The organism is Winogradskyella damuponensis (assembly GCF_039538385.1).
GTDB lineage: Bacteria > Bacteroidota > Bacteroidia > Flavobacteriales > Flavobacteriaceae > Winogradskyella > Winogradskyella damuponensis.
In genome coordinates this window covers 199247-214949 of record NZ_BAABCB010000020.1, presented here as the reverse complement: position 1 = coordinate 214949, position 15703 = coordinate 199247, and the positions used below count along the sequence as shown (strand labels likewise).

The 15703-nt window shown below is 32.3% G+C and carries 10 protein-coding genes; 3 read left to right on the top strand and 7 right to left on the bottom strand.

All coding sequences use genetic code 11. The annotated features are described in order from the left end of the window. Nucleotides 1-20: 20 nt before the first annotated feature. From ABD730_RS12785 to htpG, 5 genes are all read right to left on the bottom strand, one after another. Nucleotides 21-3665 (bottom strand): ABC transporter permease/M1 family aminopeptidase, encoded by a 3645-nt coding sequence (locus ABD730_RS12785; protein ID WP_334469948.1) that lies wholly within the window; start codon nucleotides 3663-3665, stop codon nucleotides 21-23. A gap of 31 nt (nucleotides 3666-3696) precedes the next feature. Beyond that, a complete protein-coding gene (locus ABD730_RS12780; protein WP_344715170.1) occupies nucleotides 3697-4584 on the bottom strand; it encodes an ABC transporter ATP-binding protein in 888 nt (295 codons plus the stop codon). A gap of 419 nt (nucleotides 4585-5003) precedes the next feature. Further along, nucleotides 5004-5552 carry a hypothetical protein gene (locus ABD730_RS12775; protein WP_334469952.1) on the bottom strand — a complete coding sequence of 183 codons (549 nt, stop codon included), beginning with the start codon at nucleotides 5550-5552 and terminating at the stop codon, nucleotides 5004-5006. Between the two features lie 154 nt (nucleotides 5553-5706). Next, on the bottom strand, nucleotides 5707-6219 hold the full coding sequence (locus ABD730_RS12770; protein ID WP_334469954.1) for a Crp/Fnr family transcriptional regulator: 513 nt from the start codon (nucleotides 6217-6219) through the stop codon (nucleotides 5707-5709). Nucleotides 6220-6459: 240 nt separating this feature from the next. Then, nucleotides 6460-8370: a molecular chaperone HtpG gene (gene htpG, locus ABD730_RS12765; RefSeq protein WP_334469956.1), complete on the bottom strand. Its 1911-nt coding sequence runs from the start codon at nucleotides 8368-8370 to the stop codon at nucleotides 6460-6462. Between the two features lie 204 nt (nucleotides 8371-8574). On the opposite strand from htpG, the gene ABD730_RS12760 reads away from it, so the two are divergent. Together ABD730_RS12760 and ABD730_RS12755 are read left to right on the top strand one after the other, a co-directional pair. Then, nucleotides 8575-9585, top strand: coding sequence for a 3-oxoacyl-ACP synthase III family protein (locus ABD730_RS12760; RefSeq protein ID WP_334469958.1), 1011 nt, complete (start codon nucleotides 8575-8577; stop codon nucleotides 9583-9585). 147 nt (nucleotides 9586-9732) lie between these two features. Further along, complete coding sequence (locus ABD730_RS12755) at nucleotides 9733-11031, top strand: metal-dependent hydrolase family protein (RefSeq protein ID WP_344715167.1); 1299 nt, start codon at nucleotides 9733-9735, stop codon at nucleotides 11029-11031. A gap of 281 nt (nucleotides 11032-11312) precedes the next feature. On the opposite strand, the gene ABD730_RS12750 is transcribed toward ABD730_RS12755, so the two are convergent. After that, nucleotides 11313-13757 carry a TonB-dependent receptor gene (locus tag ABD730_RS12750; RefSeq protein ID WP_344715165.1) on the bottom strand — a complete coding sequence of 815 codons (2445 nt, stop codon included), beginning with the start codon at nucleotides 13755-13757 and terminating at the stop codon, nucleotides 11313-11315. Between the two features lie 103 nt (nucleotides 13758-13860). Between ABD730_RS12750 and ABD730_RS12745 the strand changes: the two genes are divergently transcribed. Next, a complete protein-coding gene (locus ABD730_RS12745; RefSeq protein ID WP_334469972.1) occupies nucleotides 13861-14223 on the top strand; it encodes a CoA-binding protein in 363 nt (120 codons plus the stop codon). On the opposite strand, the gene ABD730_RS12740 is transcribed toward ABD730_RS12745, so the two are convergent. After that, on the bottom strand, nucleotides 14220-15665 hold the full coding sequence (locus ABD730_RS12740; RefSeq protein WP_344715163.1) for a sodium:solute symporter: 1446 nt from the start codon (nucleotides 15663-15665) through the stop codon (nucleotides 14220-14222). The two genes, ABD730_RS12745 and ABD730_RS12740, sit on opposite strands and share 4 nt — an antisense overlap. Between the last annotated feature and the right edge of the window lie 38 nt (nucleotides 15666-15703).

The following is a 15703-nucleotide window of genomic DNA, read 5'->3' as shown; positions in this document are numbered from 1 at the left end:
GGCTTTAAAAACTTATTGTTTTACTCTGAAACCTCTTCTATAGATATTAAATTATCGTCAGGAATACGGTCTATCATTTTATTATAAGGATCTATACCTGCTCTAATTGGTAATTTACTTGTAATATAAGTGAAAGAGGATTTTCCTGGCTTTACCCATAGACGTTCTATAATTAATGGGGATTTAATTGTCATACCTTGAGCATTCTCTATATCATTATCAAAAATGGCAATTTCTAACAAATTGGCTTTGGTTCCTTCTTTTAGTAACTTTCCTGTGCCGTCAAAATAATTCTTACTACTTTCTACACTAAATGTTACTTCATATTTATTATCAGCTAGTTTTTTATAAGTGGCTTCGGTAACTTTATTAGAGTATAAGGTTATGTTTTCAAAACTATCTTCTAAATAATATTTTAAAGAATCTGGTGTTACAGATTTCATATAATTGTACCATTCTGTGGTTGTTGTAAATGGGGCGTTTTGTCTAAATTTAGCAGCTTCGGTATAAGCTTTAAAACCTCTATTTAAATTGTCCTCACCAATTAAATCTTGAAGACCATATAAAATTAAGCCACCTTTTCTATACCAAACATAAGTCTGATTATCATTGTCTAAAAGTGTTTTTTCAAATTTACTTTCGTTAGCTCTACTCCTTAAGTAGAGGTCTAATTCTTCTTTTAAGAATTTTTGCATTGCATCGACTCCATATTCTTTTTTCATTACCATTAGTGATGAATACTCAGCCATAGATTCTGAAATCTGATTTGCACCACGAGTTGCAGATGGACTAATTTGATGTCCCCACCACTGGTGAGCAACTTCATGAGCAGTCACAGTATACACATAGTCTAAATCGTTAGGGTCACTAAAATCACCCACCCAACCAAAACTCTCTGCAAAAGGCACTGTATTAGGAAATGACTGTGCAAATGTTGAGTATCTTGGAAACTCTAAGATGCGCATTTGGCGGTATTGGTATGGTCCATAATTTTCAGAAAAATAATCCATAGAATGTTTTACTCCTTTTACAAAACGATCAAGATTATAGGTATGTGTTGGATGATGGAAAATTTCAATATTCACTTTTTCTCCAGATTTACCTGTCCAAACTTCACGATGTACCTCATATTCGGCTGAAGAAATATTATAGAAAAAATCGAGTTCTCCACTCATTTTATAGTGGTAATATTTACGTCCATTTTCTTCCCATTCTTTTTGTAATTGACCTGGCATTATTGCAATTTGATTAGGTGCCGTACTCACTGTTCCTTCGAAAGTGACATAATCTGCATCGTCATTAAATAGGAAATTACTGGTTCCCCAAGGATCTGTTTGTACTGGTTGTTGATAATCTTTTATTGGTAGATTATACTTTTTTCGATCTTGATCACTTGTTAATTCACTTTGTGAGTTATAACCAAACGAAGGAAAGAAATTGTTGTTTAAAAAAGTTCCATTATAAACGATATCGGAACCTGTTCCTTCATTAGGGAATCCTTTATAGGATGCAGCAACTTCTAATTCTAAGGTAATAGTGTCATTGGGTTGCATTGGTTTATCAAAGGCATAAATTTCGTAACCATAATCATCATAGCGTTTACCTAATTTTGGTGATTTGCCATCTAGAGTAAACGTTTTCATTTCCTTTTTTAACAAGCCTTCCGCTCCCCAATTAAGATGTAATGAATCTATAACTTCATTTGTTTTATTCACCATAATATAATTGGTTTTAATGGTGGCTGAACGCTCTTCGGGTACTAAATCGGCAAAAACCTTAACATCTATGACCTTAGGTTGTGCTATTTTATCATATTTACCAAGTTGCTTTTCGTAATCTGCAGAACCTATGGTACTAGCTTCTACAGATCTATAATTATTGATTGTTTTGGTGTTATAATTTATAAATGCACCAGAGCCAATAAATACAGCTAATAAAATGATAAGCGTTCCAATAGTTCTAATATTTAAGCGTTCTTTAGCGAGTTGCCACCTCGCTTTTCGACCAGAATCTGTACCTCGTTTCCAAAATAAATAGCCAATTACTGTTAGTACTCCTCCACAAGCTAACCAATAGGTTCTAAACCATAATAGTGCTTCGCCGAAATGACCGAATCCGTTCATATCTGAAATGGTATAACTTGGAGCGTAACTGTACAAGTATAAGTTGTTATTTACATCGGCTAAACTGTTTAATCCAAAAAGTAACACCCAAATAGCGATGGCAATCACGTGTCCCATAAACTTTTTTGTAACTAAAGAATGTACAAAAAAGGCTAACATGATAAAGATGATATACTTTGGGAATTCAATAAGGTATAAATCAGTGAAGTATTTATCAAATTCAAAATTAAAATAACCTTTAATAATTTGATTTAAAACACCACTAACCAAAATCATATTTACTAAGACGAAACTTACCATAACAAGTGCCAAAAATTTAGAACCATATACAATTCTATTTGGTAATGGTAAGGATCCAAAGATTTGATCGTAATTAACATTACGTTCGCGATGCAATACTTCACCAGTCATAAATACAATAAGAATAAATATAAGTATGATATAGGTAAAATCTTTGACCTCTAGCATGTAGTAGGTGAGAGGTAATGACGGAGTTCCGTATATAGGAAAGCCAAACCAAGCATCGAAAAACAGGAATAATACAGCAGCTATAAGTATCGCTTTAAAGAAGTTATCTCTAATAATATTTTTAAATTCCATATAAGCCAAACCAAATAATAATTTTAGGTTTAAGCTATTTGAAAAGACTTGTGATACGCTTGGAATTTTAGTTAATGCAGCTGATGCCTTTGGCATATCTAAATTGTCGTCTTTCTTTTTAGAAGTATAGTTCTTGTTTAAGAATTTTATAAAATCGAATTTAAATAACGTATAGAGAAGTGCAAGTAATCCAATCCCAACCCATATTAAGCGGTTCCATACTAGCATTCCGCTAAAAGGGACGGTTAAAGAATTTTGTTCTTCGGGAGTCCAATACCTGATAACATTACTGTATGTACCTATGCCAAAAGGATCTAATAGACTGACTAAATCGGTATTTTCAAGGTCTTGAGTTAAGGTTAGTGTAATTAAATAAGTGATAAAAAGAATGGCGCCACCAGCATAAGCTAACATTACTTTTTTGGTAAGACTTACTAACGCAAAAAAGATACAACCTGCAAAGAAAAAATTGGTCCAGTATAAGGTTAATGTAGGTTGTAAATAATGCCAAAAATTAAAATCCGTAAAACGATCAGGTTCTACATAGCCAGCAAAAGGACCTATAGCAAATCCTATAATTAAACCTAAATGCAATCCTAAACTTACTAAAAATAAGACAGACATAGACCCTAAAAAGCGTCCTAATAAATAGCCTTTTTCAGTAACAGGAAATGAAAAATAGTAATTTTCAGTTTTATGTTCTATATCTCTATAAACAGGAACACCCATAATAGCACTAGAGAGCATAATACCAAAAATACTTATAGTAGAAAGCATGGTTGCTATAGCCACAGGCGAGTTTACAAACACTTTTTCTGAGGCAGGTCCGTTTCCTCCGATAGAAACAATAAGGCCAAATAGTAAAAGAATTCCAAAATATGCCCAAGTTGCAGGACGCTTAAATCTGTATTTTATTTCGAATAGAAAAATTTCTTTAAACATAATTGATTGATTTTAGTTGGTTAATTAGCAATTATGCAGAAACAGTTTCCATACGAGATGTAATTTCAGCAAAATAAACATCTTCTAAATTGGCAGTACTAGCATCAAAAGAAGCGTCTGGTTGATTGTCACTTAAAACATGAATTATTGTTTGTCCGGCTTTAAGATGTGTAGAAATAACTTGCATATTATTCTGATAGTCTTCTAGCGCTACTTTTTCAATGGCTTTTTTCCAAACTCTACCTTTTACAGCTTCAGTTAAAACACTAGGATTACCTTTGGCTACCACTTCGCCTAAACAGATAATGGCCATATTATTGCATAAATTAGAAATATCTTCAACAATATGTGTAGATAAAATAACGATGGTATTTTCACCAATTTCACTTAATAAGTTATGAAAGCGCACCCGTTCAGCAGGATCTAAACCAGCTGTAGGTTCATCAACAATAATAAGTCTTGGATCACCAATTAATGCTTGAGCTATTCCAAAACGCTGTTTCATTCCACCAGAATAGGTACCTAAACTTTTATTTCTGACGTGCCATAAATTTGTTTTATTGAGTAAAGATTCTACTAAGTCTTTTCGTTCTCCTTTATTAGAAACACCTTTTAAAGACGCAATATGATTTAACATGTTGTATGAACTTACTTTGGGATATACTCCAAACTCTTGTGGTAAATAACCTAGAATTTTTCGGACTTTAGACTTGTCGTTTAAAACGTCAATATCGTCTAGCATAACAGAACCAGAGTCTGCTTGCTGTAGAGTGGCTAGAGTTCTCATTAATGATGATTTTCCTGCACCATTTGGACCTAATAGTCCAAACATACCTTGTGGAATAGTTAGTGTAACATCTTTTAAAGCTTGTACGCCATTTGAATACGTCTTGCTCAAATTCTTGATTTGTAACTCCATGTTTTAGTTTGTTTTTTTTGGTTGGTATTGTGTTAAAGATAATAAAATTATAGAATGTATTGATTTATAATCTATTAGCTTTTTATCTTGATATGTATATATGACGTTTCAATTTAATTTTAGTTACAATTACTCTGAGGTAAAAGGTCTTTGTAAAGGCCTATTTTTTGTAAATACGTATTAGCATTTTTAGATATTGCAATTGATGAATTAATTATAAGTAGAATGGATGTTCAGATAGTTTCTGTAACAGATAAAGTGGAGCAGTAGCAACTTACTTTATGAAATAGTATAAATAATACGAATATAAGCGGAATGGTTTCTGGTATTTACATTGTAAATTATTAGCACATGTACAATAAAAAAGACCATCTTTCGATGGTCTTTTTTATTGTAATATTCTCTAGCTTTAACTCTATTTATTGCTTTAAAGTTTTCCAAAATGGCAACAAATTCATTTGGAACTTTTGGTATTTCTCAGGCATTTGAGTTAAAGGTTCTTCAGTAAAAGTGAAAGGTTTGTTGGCTTCAAAATTCCAATAACGTTCGCCTAATACACCATCTGTAGACTTGGTATGAGCCTTAGGAAAGTTGGTCATAGAGAACTTACCATCATTATTTTTATTAATTCCAAAAGCTTTTAAATCATTAGCAGTTGTGTAAGTTAGAGTCAGTTTTAAGTTAAGAGTTTGTGTGTCTTCAGAAATAAAGAAGTATTTCTCTTTTTTTGAATAATTTGCGAATTCTGAACTCCAAGGATAGTTGGGTTGAGTGATGTTTTTTAATTCACTCTTCACTTTTAAACTGTCGCTTTCATTCTGAATAATTGAAATTAAATTCTCTTGTAAAACAGTAATGGTTTTAGCTTCAGGATTTATTGTTATTGTTGCTTTTTCTGCGATAATGTTACTTTGGTGAATTCCAAAAAAAGTGCCAATAACAAAAAACAGTATTTTAATTTCTTCCATGAGCTAATATAAATAAAAAAGCGCAAGTTTATTAAACTTGCGCTTCATAGCTATTAATCTTAGGGAAATAAGGGGATATTTACCTTGTTAGTACTGCAAAAATAGAATTTTAATTAATTTAAAAAATTGATTTATGATAAGAAATGCAAAAAAATTATAATTCTTTTCTAATTCTGCTTAGGCTTTCTGTAGTCATACCTAGGTAAGAAGCTATATGATAGTTTTTTACGTTTTTTTCAATATTAGGATACGTATTAATAAAATTCAAGTAGCGTTCTGCTGCACTTTGAGATAAATAAGATAAAATTCGTTTTTGAAAGGCGGCAAAAGAGCGCTCTAGTTTTATTCTAAAGTAACTATCTATTTTTGGGATTTTAGTATATAGATCGTTCATGTCCTGTTTAGAAATTTTATACACTGTAGAATCCTGAATCGCTTCAATAGTTAAAATAGCCTTATCAGAATCTAGCAATGCTGTAAAGTCACTTACCCACCAATCCTTAATACCAAATTGAATGGTGTGTTCCTTGCCATGAGAATCTGTGTGGAATGTCCTTAAACAGCCCTCAAGAATATAATATTGAACATCAACAAGATCGCCAGCATTGAGGAGAATAGTACCTTTTTTTACATTGATTTTATGAAAAAGAGGCTCGATAATCTTCATTTCAGCCTTTGTGAAGTTAAGATCTTTAAAGGCTACTTTTATAATAGGATTATCGGATTGCACTTGTAGTGAATTAATTAATGTTTTTTAAGGTACGTAAAATAGTTGAGTAGAAATTATAAATTCGTTACTATAATCGAATATCTGTTTATCTGCTTTTTTCTATGAGAAAAAAAACCACTTTGAATTAACAAAGTGGTTTTGAATATTAATGAGATTTCTGTTTTAGCAGATGTATGATTATTTAATCATCTCATAACTACGTTTGATAAAGTTAGTTAACTCTTCACCTTTTAAAAGGCCTTGAGATAAACGTGCTAAATCTAAACTTTGGTTTATTAAACGTTCTTGTTTCTTTTTGGTTTTTGTTTCTAAAATTTCACCAACTAATGCAGAGTTTGTATTTACGATGAGGTTGTACATTTCTGGCATATTACCAAACATGTGCATTCCGCCGCCACCAGTCTGTTGCATTTCTTTCATACGACGCATAAATTCTGGTTGTGTAATAATAAAAGGTGATGCATCACTATCCATAGCTTCTAATTGTACGGCAAATTTTTCAGAAGGAATTACGTCTTTTAAGATAGTATCTAATTCTGTTTGTTGCTCTTCTGTTAATTTAGAAATGGTATTTTCTTCTTTCTTAATTAAGTTATCAATATGATCACCGTCAACTCTTGCAAAAGAAATATTCTCTTTAGTCGTTTCTAACTTCTGAATTAAATGCGATACAATAGGAGAGTCTAATAATAATACTTCATAACCTTTAGCTTTTGCAGCTTCAATATAGCTATGTTGCTGGTCTTTATTAGAAGCATAAAGAATAACTAGCTTACCATCTTTATCGGTTTGATTGGCTTTTATTTTATTGAAAAGTTCTTCATAGGTATAGAATTTTCCATCAACCGTAGGGTATAAAGCAAAAGCATCTGCTTTTTCGAAGAACTTCTCTTCAGAAAGCATTCCGTATTCAATAACGATTTTAATATCATCCCATTTTGCTTCAAAATCTTCACGATTCGCGTTAAATAATGATTTTAACTTATCAGCTACTTTACGCGTAATGTAAGATGAAATTTTCTTTACCGCTCCATCAGCTTGTAAATACGAACGCGATACGTTTAATGGAATATCTGGAGAATCAATAACACCACGTAACATGGTTAAGAATTCTGGTACAATGCCTTCAACGTTATCCGTTACGTATACTTGGTTTTGGTACAGTTGAATTTTATCCTTTTGCATGTTCATATCATTCGTCATCTTAGGGAAATATAAAATCCCTGTTAAGTTGAATGGATAGTCTACATTAAGATGAATATTGAATAAAGGCTCTTCAAATTGCATTGGATACAATTCTCTGTAGAAATTTTTATAATCATCACTTTCTAATTCTGTTGGTTGTTTGGTCCAAGCAGGATTTGGATTGTTAATAATGTTATCTACAGTAATCTGTTTGTGTGGCTCAGTTGTTTCTTTGCCATCTTTATCTTTCGTTGTTTTTGGAGTAAAATCTGGGTCGTTTATTTCCTTAGTTCCAAATTTAATTGGAACAGGCATAAACTTGTTGTACTTATTAAGTAGCTCACTAATTCTTGATTCTTCTAAAAATTCAGTAGAATCTTCTGCAATATGAAGGATGATTTCAGTTCCTCTATCGGCTTTATCAGAAGGTTCTAATGTAAATTCTGGAGAGCCATCACAGGTCCAATGTGCCGCTTCAGCACCTGTATGCGATTTTGTAATAATTTCAACTTTTTCTGCAACCATAAATGCAGAATAAAAACCAAGACCAAAGTGACCAATAATACCTGAATCTTTTGCAGAGTCTTTGTATTTATCTAAAAATTCTTCAGCACCAGAAAATGCCACTTGGTTAATATATTTTTCAACCTCTTCGGCTGTCATTCCTAAACCTTGGTCAATAATGTGAAGTTTTTTACCTTCTTTATCAATTTTAACTTCAATGATAGGATTTCCATAGTCAGATTTAGATTCACCTATACTTGTAAGGTGCTTTAATTTTAGTGTGGCATCTGTACCATTACTAATAAGTTCACGTAAAAAGATTTCGTGATCGCTGTATAAGAACTTTTTAATTAACGGAAAGATATTCTCTACCGATACATTAATACTTCCTTTTGTCATGATATATAGTTTTTTGTATAATTAATTTGAATGTTTAGTTATAGTCAAATAAAATACCAAGACGTAAAATGTGACAAAGTGACACAAGTACTATGCGTGCATAACGAATGTAAATGCTAATAAAAATAAATTGTATCTTATATCTTAAATTGCTAAACTAAATAATAAGTTTTCCGATGGCTCGGAAACGAAAATAATTTTTCGATGTACAATTCAAAAATAATAGGCTTAGGTAAATACGTACCAGACAATGTTGTAACCAATGATGATTTGTCTAAATTGATGGACACTAATGATGAGTGGATACAAGAACGCACAGGAATAAAAGAGCGTCGTTGGGTAGAAAAAGGTAGTGGTGATACTACAGCAACTATGGGCGTGAAAGCTGCAAAAATTGCTATTGAACGTGCAGGTATAGATAAAGATGACATCGACTTTATTATTTTCGCAACCTTGAGTCCTGATATGTATTTTCCTGGTCCAGGTGTACAAGTACAGCATGCTTTAGATATAAAAACGGTTGGTGCATTAGATGTGCGTAACCAATGTTCTGGTTTTATATATGCCATGTCTGTAGCCGATAATTTTATTAAAACAGGAATGTATAAAAACATTCTAGTTATAGGAAGTGAATTACATTCTCATGGTATGGATAAAACCACACGAGGGAGAGGTGTTACTGTTATTTTTGGAGACGGAGCAGGAGCAGCTGTCCTAACTAGAGAAGAAGATAACTCTAAAGGGGTTTTATCTACGCATTTACATTCGCAAGGTGAACATGCTGAAGAATTAGTATTAATAGCTCCAGGAATGGGGAAACGTTGGGTAAACGATATTTTAGCAGATAACGATCCTAATGATGAAAGTTATTTTCCACACATGAACGGTCAGTTTGTGTTTAAAAATGCTGTAGTGCGTTTTAGTGAAGTAATCATGGAAGGTTTAATGAAAAACAACTTACAGGTTGATGATATTGATATGTTAATTCCGCATCAAGCGAATTTGCGTATTTCACAATTTATTCAACGTAAGTTTAAGCTAAACGACGATCAAGTGTTTAATAACATTCAGAAATACGGAAATACAACAGCCGCTTCTATTCCTATAGCTTTAACTGAAGCTTGGGAAGAAGGTAAAATAAAAGAAGGAGATACCGTTGTTTTAGCTGCTTTTGGTAGTGGATTTACTTGGGGAAGTGTGATTATGAAGTGGTAATACAAATCCCTTTAAAAAAAGGGGACATTATTTGTAATTAAATTTTACGAATGATTTGAACGTATATCATATAACAACGAGGTTGATTTTTTATATGCTTAAAAGACTGACGGTATGATTATTTTTAACACCTAAAACATATGCGGCATGCACAAACTATCCATTTTTTTACTACTTATTTTGTGCTTATCAAAAAATGCGACCGGACAGCAAAAGGATACATATATTAAAGCAGGTCTTTTTTATGATAGTGAACAAAATGTGCTTTTAAAAGATAAAGTTATTCATGTTAAGAATAACCGCATTGCCTCTATTGGTACATTAAAAATGATTCCAAGCAATGCTCAAGTTATTGACCTTTCAGAGTATACTGTTCTTCCTGGACTAATTGATGCGCATACTCATGTGCTTTTTTCTCAAGATGCCACCGAAGATTTTTCCGAACATAGCATTCATTCGCTCACTATGGAAAGCGATGCCATAAGAACACTTAGAGGTTCAAAACGCGCAAAATCGTATTTAGATGTTGGAATAACAAGTGTAAAAGATCTTGGTAATTCAGGACTATTTTTAGATGTAGCTTTACGTGATGCCATTAATGAAGGTACTATTCAAGGACCTCGTATTTTTGCTTCTGGGCCAATTATGGCCGCTACAGGAGGTCAAGTTTATGGCGTATCTCCAAAACACCAAAATCTGATAGATTTAGAATACCGTATTATAAATGGAGTAGAAGACGCTAAAATTGCGGTAAGAGAACACGTCAATCAAAAAGTAGATGTGATTAAGATTTGTGCAGATAATATTCCGAATAATACACACCTCTCTATTGCTGAAATGAAAGCTATTGTAGAAACGGCAAAAGCGTATGATCTTACTGTGGTAGCACATTCCATTACGAATCAGTCGGCATGGAATGCTATACAAGCAGGTGTCAATGGTATTGAGCATGGATTTAATTTAGCAGATTCAACTTTAACCTTAATGGCTAAAAAAAAGGTGTTTTTAGTACCCACAGAAAACAGCAAAGCTTATATGAAGATTTATGGTAAACTGTCTGGTTATGAAGACGGCGATTTACCTTGGGTAGGTAATTACATCAATAAGATGAAAAACAGACTCAATAGAGCCATCCAAAAAAAAGTAACCATTGTAGCTGGTTCTGATAACTACACAGATATTGGTGGTACGCGTGGTGAATCTTCAAGAGATATGTTTCGTGCTTATTTTGAAGCTGGCATGAAACCTTTGGATATTTTACAGTCGGCAACTTATATATCTGCGTTAAACTTACATAAGGAAAACGAGCTTGGAGTACTAAAACCAGATGCTAAAGCAGATATAATTGCGGTAAAAGGTGATATAACTACTGATTTTATGACTACTATAGCACAAGTGGTATTTGTGATGAAAGATGGAAATGTATACCTAAGTAATCAGAACTAATTATTGAGTTTTCGATAAAAAAAAGCCCAAACAAATTGTTGTTTGGGCTTTTCCGCTATTAACCAACTTTAACTAACACTATTATAAACGATAGTTTATAATTACTATTACTAAAAACTTATACTAATATAGACGTAATAGTTTGAAATTTATTTCATCGAATCATACATTTAACGTGTATTTAACAAAAAACCGAAACGCAAGTTTCGGGTTTTCTTCATTTAATAGTTAAACATGTTCACTAACCATCAACTAATTATGCTAACTATTAAATATATGTTTTAAAACATACCGCCACCTTCTTTAACGTCATTGTCACGTTGTTTACGAGATTTGGCTCTGTATTTTCCACCACCAAAACGGTATGATAAACGTCCTGATATTTGTTGACTCTCCCAATTAAACTGACCGTGTTGTACAAATGGTCTTTGGCTATCAAACTGAGCAAACATAGTGTCAAAAATGTCATTATAACTCAGGCTAAAGCTCGCTCTGTTTTCCATAAAGCTGTATCGCATACCTAAGTTAACCATAAGCATGTCTTTCATTTCAAATTGTATGCTTTTGTTTTTTCCTCTGTACATACCAAAAGCCGAAAAGCTTAAACTTTTACTAACTTTAAAGTTGTTGAATGCTCTAATATTATAAGAAATGTTATCTACTTCAATAGTGTTTAAAATAATGTCTTGATTAGTATCAAACGATTCTGCTACACTTTTTTGGGTTTGCGAGAACAAATCAAAACTAGCATTAATACTCCACCATTTGGTTGGACGGTAATTTGAAGATAATTCTATACCATAAGCAGAGGTATTATCAAAATTCAAATTGGTCATAATTAAGCGGTTAAGATCTGTTCGGTCTATTAAAATAGCTTGTTGTATTTCGTCTTCTATAATTCTGTAAAATACACCAGCTGTAATGCTTCCTTTTTCAAGTTGTCTGGTATAATTTGTTTCAATAGAATTGGTGAATTGAGGACGTAACTCTTGATTTCCAAATTGGGAAATTAAAGGCGTGTTCCATTCAGGCAAAGGATTAACTTGCCCAATGCCAGGACGATCAATTCTTCTGCTATAACTAAATTGGTATGAGTTTTTTTCTGAAGGTGAGTAGGTCACAAATGCCGAAGGATATAATTCAAAATAATCATTTTCAAAAGGAATATTTAATTCTTCGTTTGATGATAAATCTTTTTTAAACGCTTCAGAATCTACGTTTACCGTTTCGGCTCTTAATCCAACTTGGTAGCTCCATTTCTCTAGTTTTTTACCAAAGGTTGCGTATGCAGAGTAAATATCTCTAGTGTAATCAAAACGAGTAGTTGTTGGGATGTAATCGCCAGCCTGGTTGGTTTCTCTAGCGTCTGATTGGTAAAAAATGCTGTTGTCAAATAAGCGGGCTTGTAGACCTAATTCTAATTTTACAGATTCTGATAAGGGATTAACATAATCTAAATTTATAGTGGTACGGTTTCTATCTGTATCTGTATTTTCAATAAAATTTGGACGTTGTGAACTGAAAAAGACATTGTTGGTATCGCCTAAGCCTTCATATATATTATGATCTACTTCAAGCTCAATATTATGACCTTCATCATTAAAATCGTGCTTGTAATTAAAGTTGTATTGTTGTGAATCGTTTTCATTTTCGCCTCCTGTAAATTGCGATTCATTAAGAGAACTGTTCGTAAGATATGCTATTCCAGAATTGACCTTAGACCAACCCTCAAATATGTTTTGATTTGTAAATACAGAGATGGTGTTTTTGTCATTTAAATAGTAGTCTATACCTACTTTAAATAGATTTGATTTGTTATTGTTTAAAATATTAAAATTTTGTTGAATTTCTTGTTCAACTCTATTAATATGCCCATAGTTGTTATTTTTTGAAACACTATTGCTGTAAGAGCCAAACAAGTTAAATTTTCCGTTACGGTAATTAGCATCAATAGAGCCATTAAATTTAGGTTCTATATCATAAGCCAAACCAACATTAATATTACCATTAAATCCTAATTGGGTGTTTTTATGAAGTATGATATTTATAATACCACTCATGCCTTCTGGATTATATTTTGCTGACGGGTTGGTAATTAATTCAATGCTCTTAATTGAGGTGGAAGGAATTTGTTTTAATAATTGTTCTGCCGGAATATTGGACAGTTTGCCATCTACCATAACACGTACATTCTGATTGCCACGTAAACTTATTGAACCAGATTGTTGATCTACACTAACGGATGGTAAATTATTCATGATTTCACTTGCCGTTGCTCCCGCAGTTTGTAAATCTTTACCAATGGTAATAACTTTACGATCTACTTTTTGTTGTATAGTAGAGACATCTGCAACAATAGTAACTTCATCTAAACCTGTAGATTCTTCTTCTAGCTTAATATCGCCAATGTTTACTTTATAGTTGCCTTTGCCTAAAGTGATGTTTTTGTCAATAGTTTTAAAACCTACAAACTGAATAGAAACAATGATATTGCCTTCTGGAATATTTTCAATTTCAAAGGTTCCATCGTCATTAGTTATGCCTCCTGTAATTACTTTATTTGCTATATCTTTAATGACAATATTAACATAAGGTAGAGGTTGATTTAGTTGGGCATCAATAACACGTCCTGAGACAGTGCCGTTTTTAATGTCAGAATTGGAGTTGGGTTGTGCTCTTAAAATGGTCGATGACACCATGATAAGCATTAGGAATAAATGCTTCATTTTGATTGATTTTTTTTGATTGATTTGATAGTTTGTTACTCACTAGACGACTATTTTTATATTATGTTACTTTAATTAATTTTTATTAACACTTTTTAACATTATGAATAAAAAAACACTAGTTATTGGAGCGTCTTTAAAACCTGAGCGCTATTCTCATATGGCGATAAAAAAATTGAGGCATTATAATCATGAGGTAAAAGCTTTTGGTTTAAGGTCTGGAATGGTTGATGATGTTTCTATTGATACCGAATTAATGCCATATAAAGGCATAGATACAGTAACATTGTATCTTAATCCAACGCGTCAAACTACTTATTATGATTATATTATAGGGTTAAATCCTAAGCGTGTGATTTTTAATCCTGGAACAGAAAATTCTGAATTTTATAATTTACTTAAGCAAAATAATATTGCTTATGAAGTGGCTTGTACATTGGTGCTGTTGAGTACTAATCAGTACTAAGCTTTCTTTTTAATAAGTAATAGGCCTAAAAACATAAGGAGGCCATTGATGATTAATATTTCAAATCCAATTTCATAACCGTTGAATAATTCTTTAGAATACATGTTTAACATATAAGAAAGAAGTGGAGCTGCAATTGCTATAATCCAAACAAACTTATCTTTAATTTGTGATTTGCTTATTAAGCCAAAAGCAAATAAACCTAACAACGGTCCGTAAGTATAACCTGCAGCTTTAAACAGTTCCCAAATTACAGAGACGTCTTTAAAAATGAGATCAAATAGTAAGATTACCAAAATAAGAACAACACTAAATCCTATGTGAACGCGTTTTCTTAAATTTTTTCTTTTAGTTTCAGGTTTGTTTTCAATATCTAAAATATCAAAACAAAAAGAGGTTGTTAAGGATGTTAAGGCCGAATCTGCACTAGAGTAGGCGGCAGCAATTAAGCCTAGTAAAAAGAAAGCTGAGGTTACTATGCCAATTTCAGGAAGCATTGCGATTGTAGGAAATAAATCGTCCTTTGAAGCAGTAATGCCATTTATAGCGGCATAATTTGTAAGCATTAATCCCAATACCAAAAATAGGATGTTTACAAAAATGAGCACAATACTAAACGTTACCATATTTTTTTGAGCATCTTTTAAATTACGACAGGTAAGGTTTTTTTGCATCATATCTTGGTCTAAACCTGTCATGGTAATCGTAATAAAAATACCAGACAAAAAGCTTTTCCAGAAATACTGTGAATCATTGCCATCGTCAAAAAAGAAAACTTTACTAAGGTTACTTTCTTTAGTATAAGTAATAAGCTCTCCAATACTATTTAAATCTAAAGCCGAAGCTAAGAATACTATTGTTACAACAACAGAAATCAACATAAATAACGTTTGAAGTGTATCTGTGAAAATGATGGTTTTTATACCACCTTTAAAGGTGTAAAGCCAAATCAATGCTATGGTAATCATTACTGTAATAGCAAATGGAATGTCAAAAAGATCAAAGACTAAAAGCTGTAAAACTTTAGCAACTAAGAATAGTCTAAAAGAGGCACCAACAGTTCTAGAAATAAGAAATGCTACAGATCCTGTTTTGTAACTAACCATTCCAAAACGATCTTTTAAATAGGTGTATATAGAGGTTAGATTTAATTTATAATAAAGAGGTAATAAAACATAAGCAATAATAAGGTATCCAAAAAAATACCCTAAGACCACTTGTAAATATCCAAACTGTTTTGCTTCTATAGCACCCGGTACCGAAATAAAAGTAACACCAGATAAAGACGCACCAATCATTCCGAAGGCTACCAAATACCATGGGGCAGATTTGTTGGCTTTAAAAAAGGCAGCGTTAGAATCTTCTTTTCCGGTGAAATAAGAGATTAAAATTAGCAATCCGAAGTAACCTGCAATTAATAATAATATTGATGTTGGTGACATGAAGTGTAATATTTTAGTAATATTTTCGAAAAGTAGTA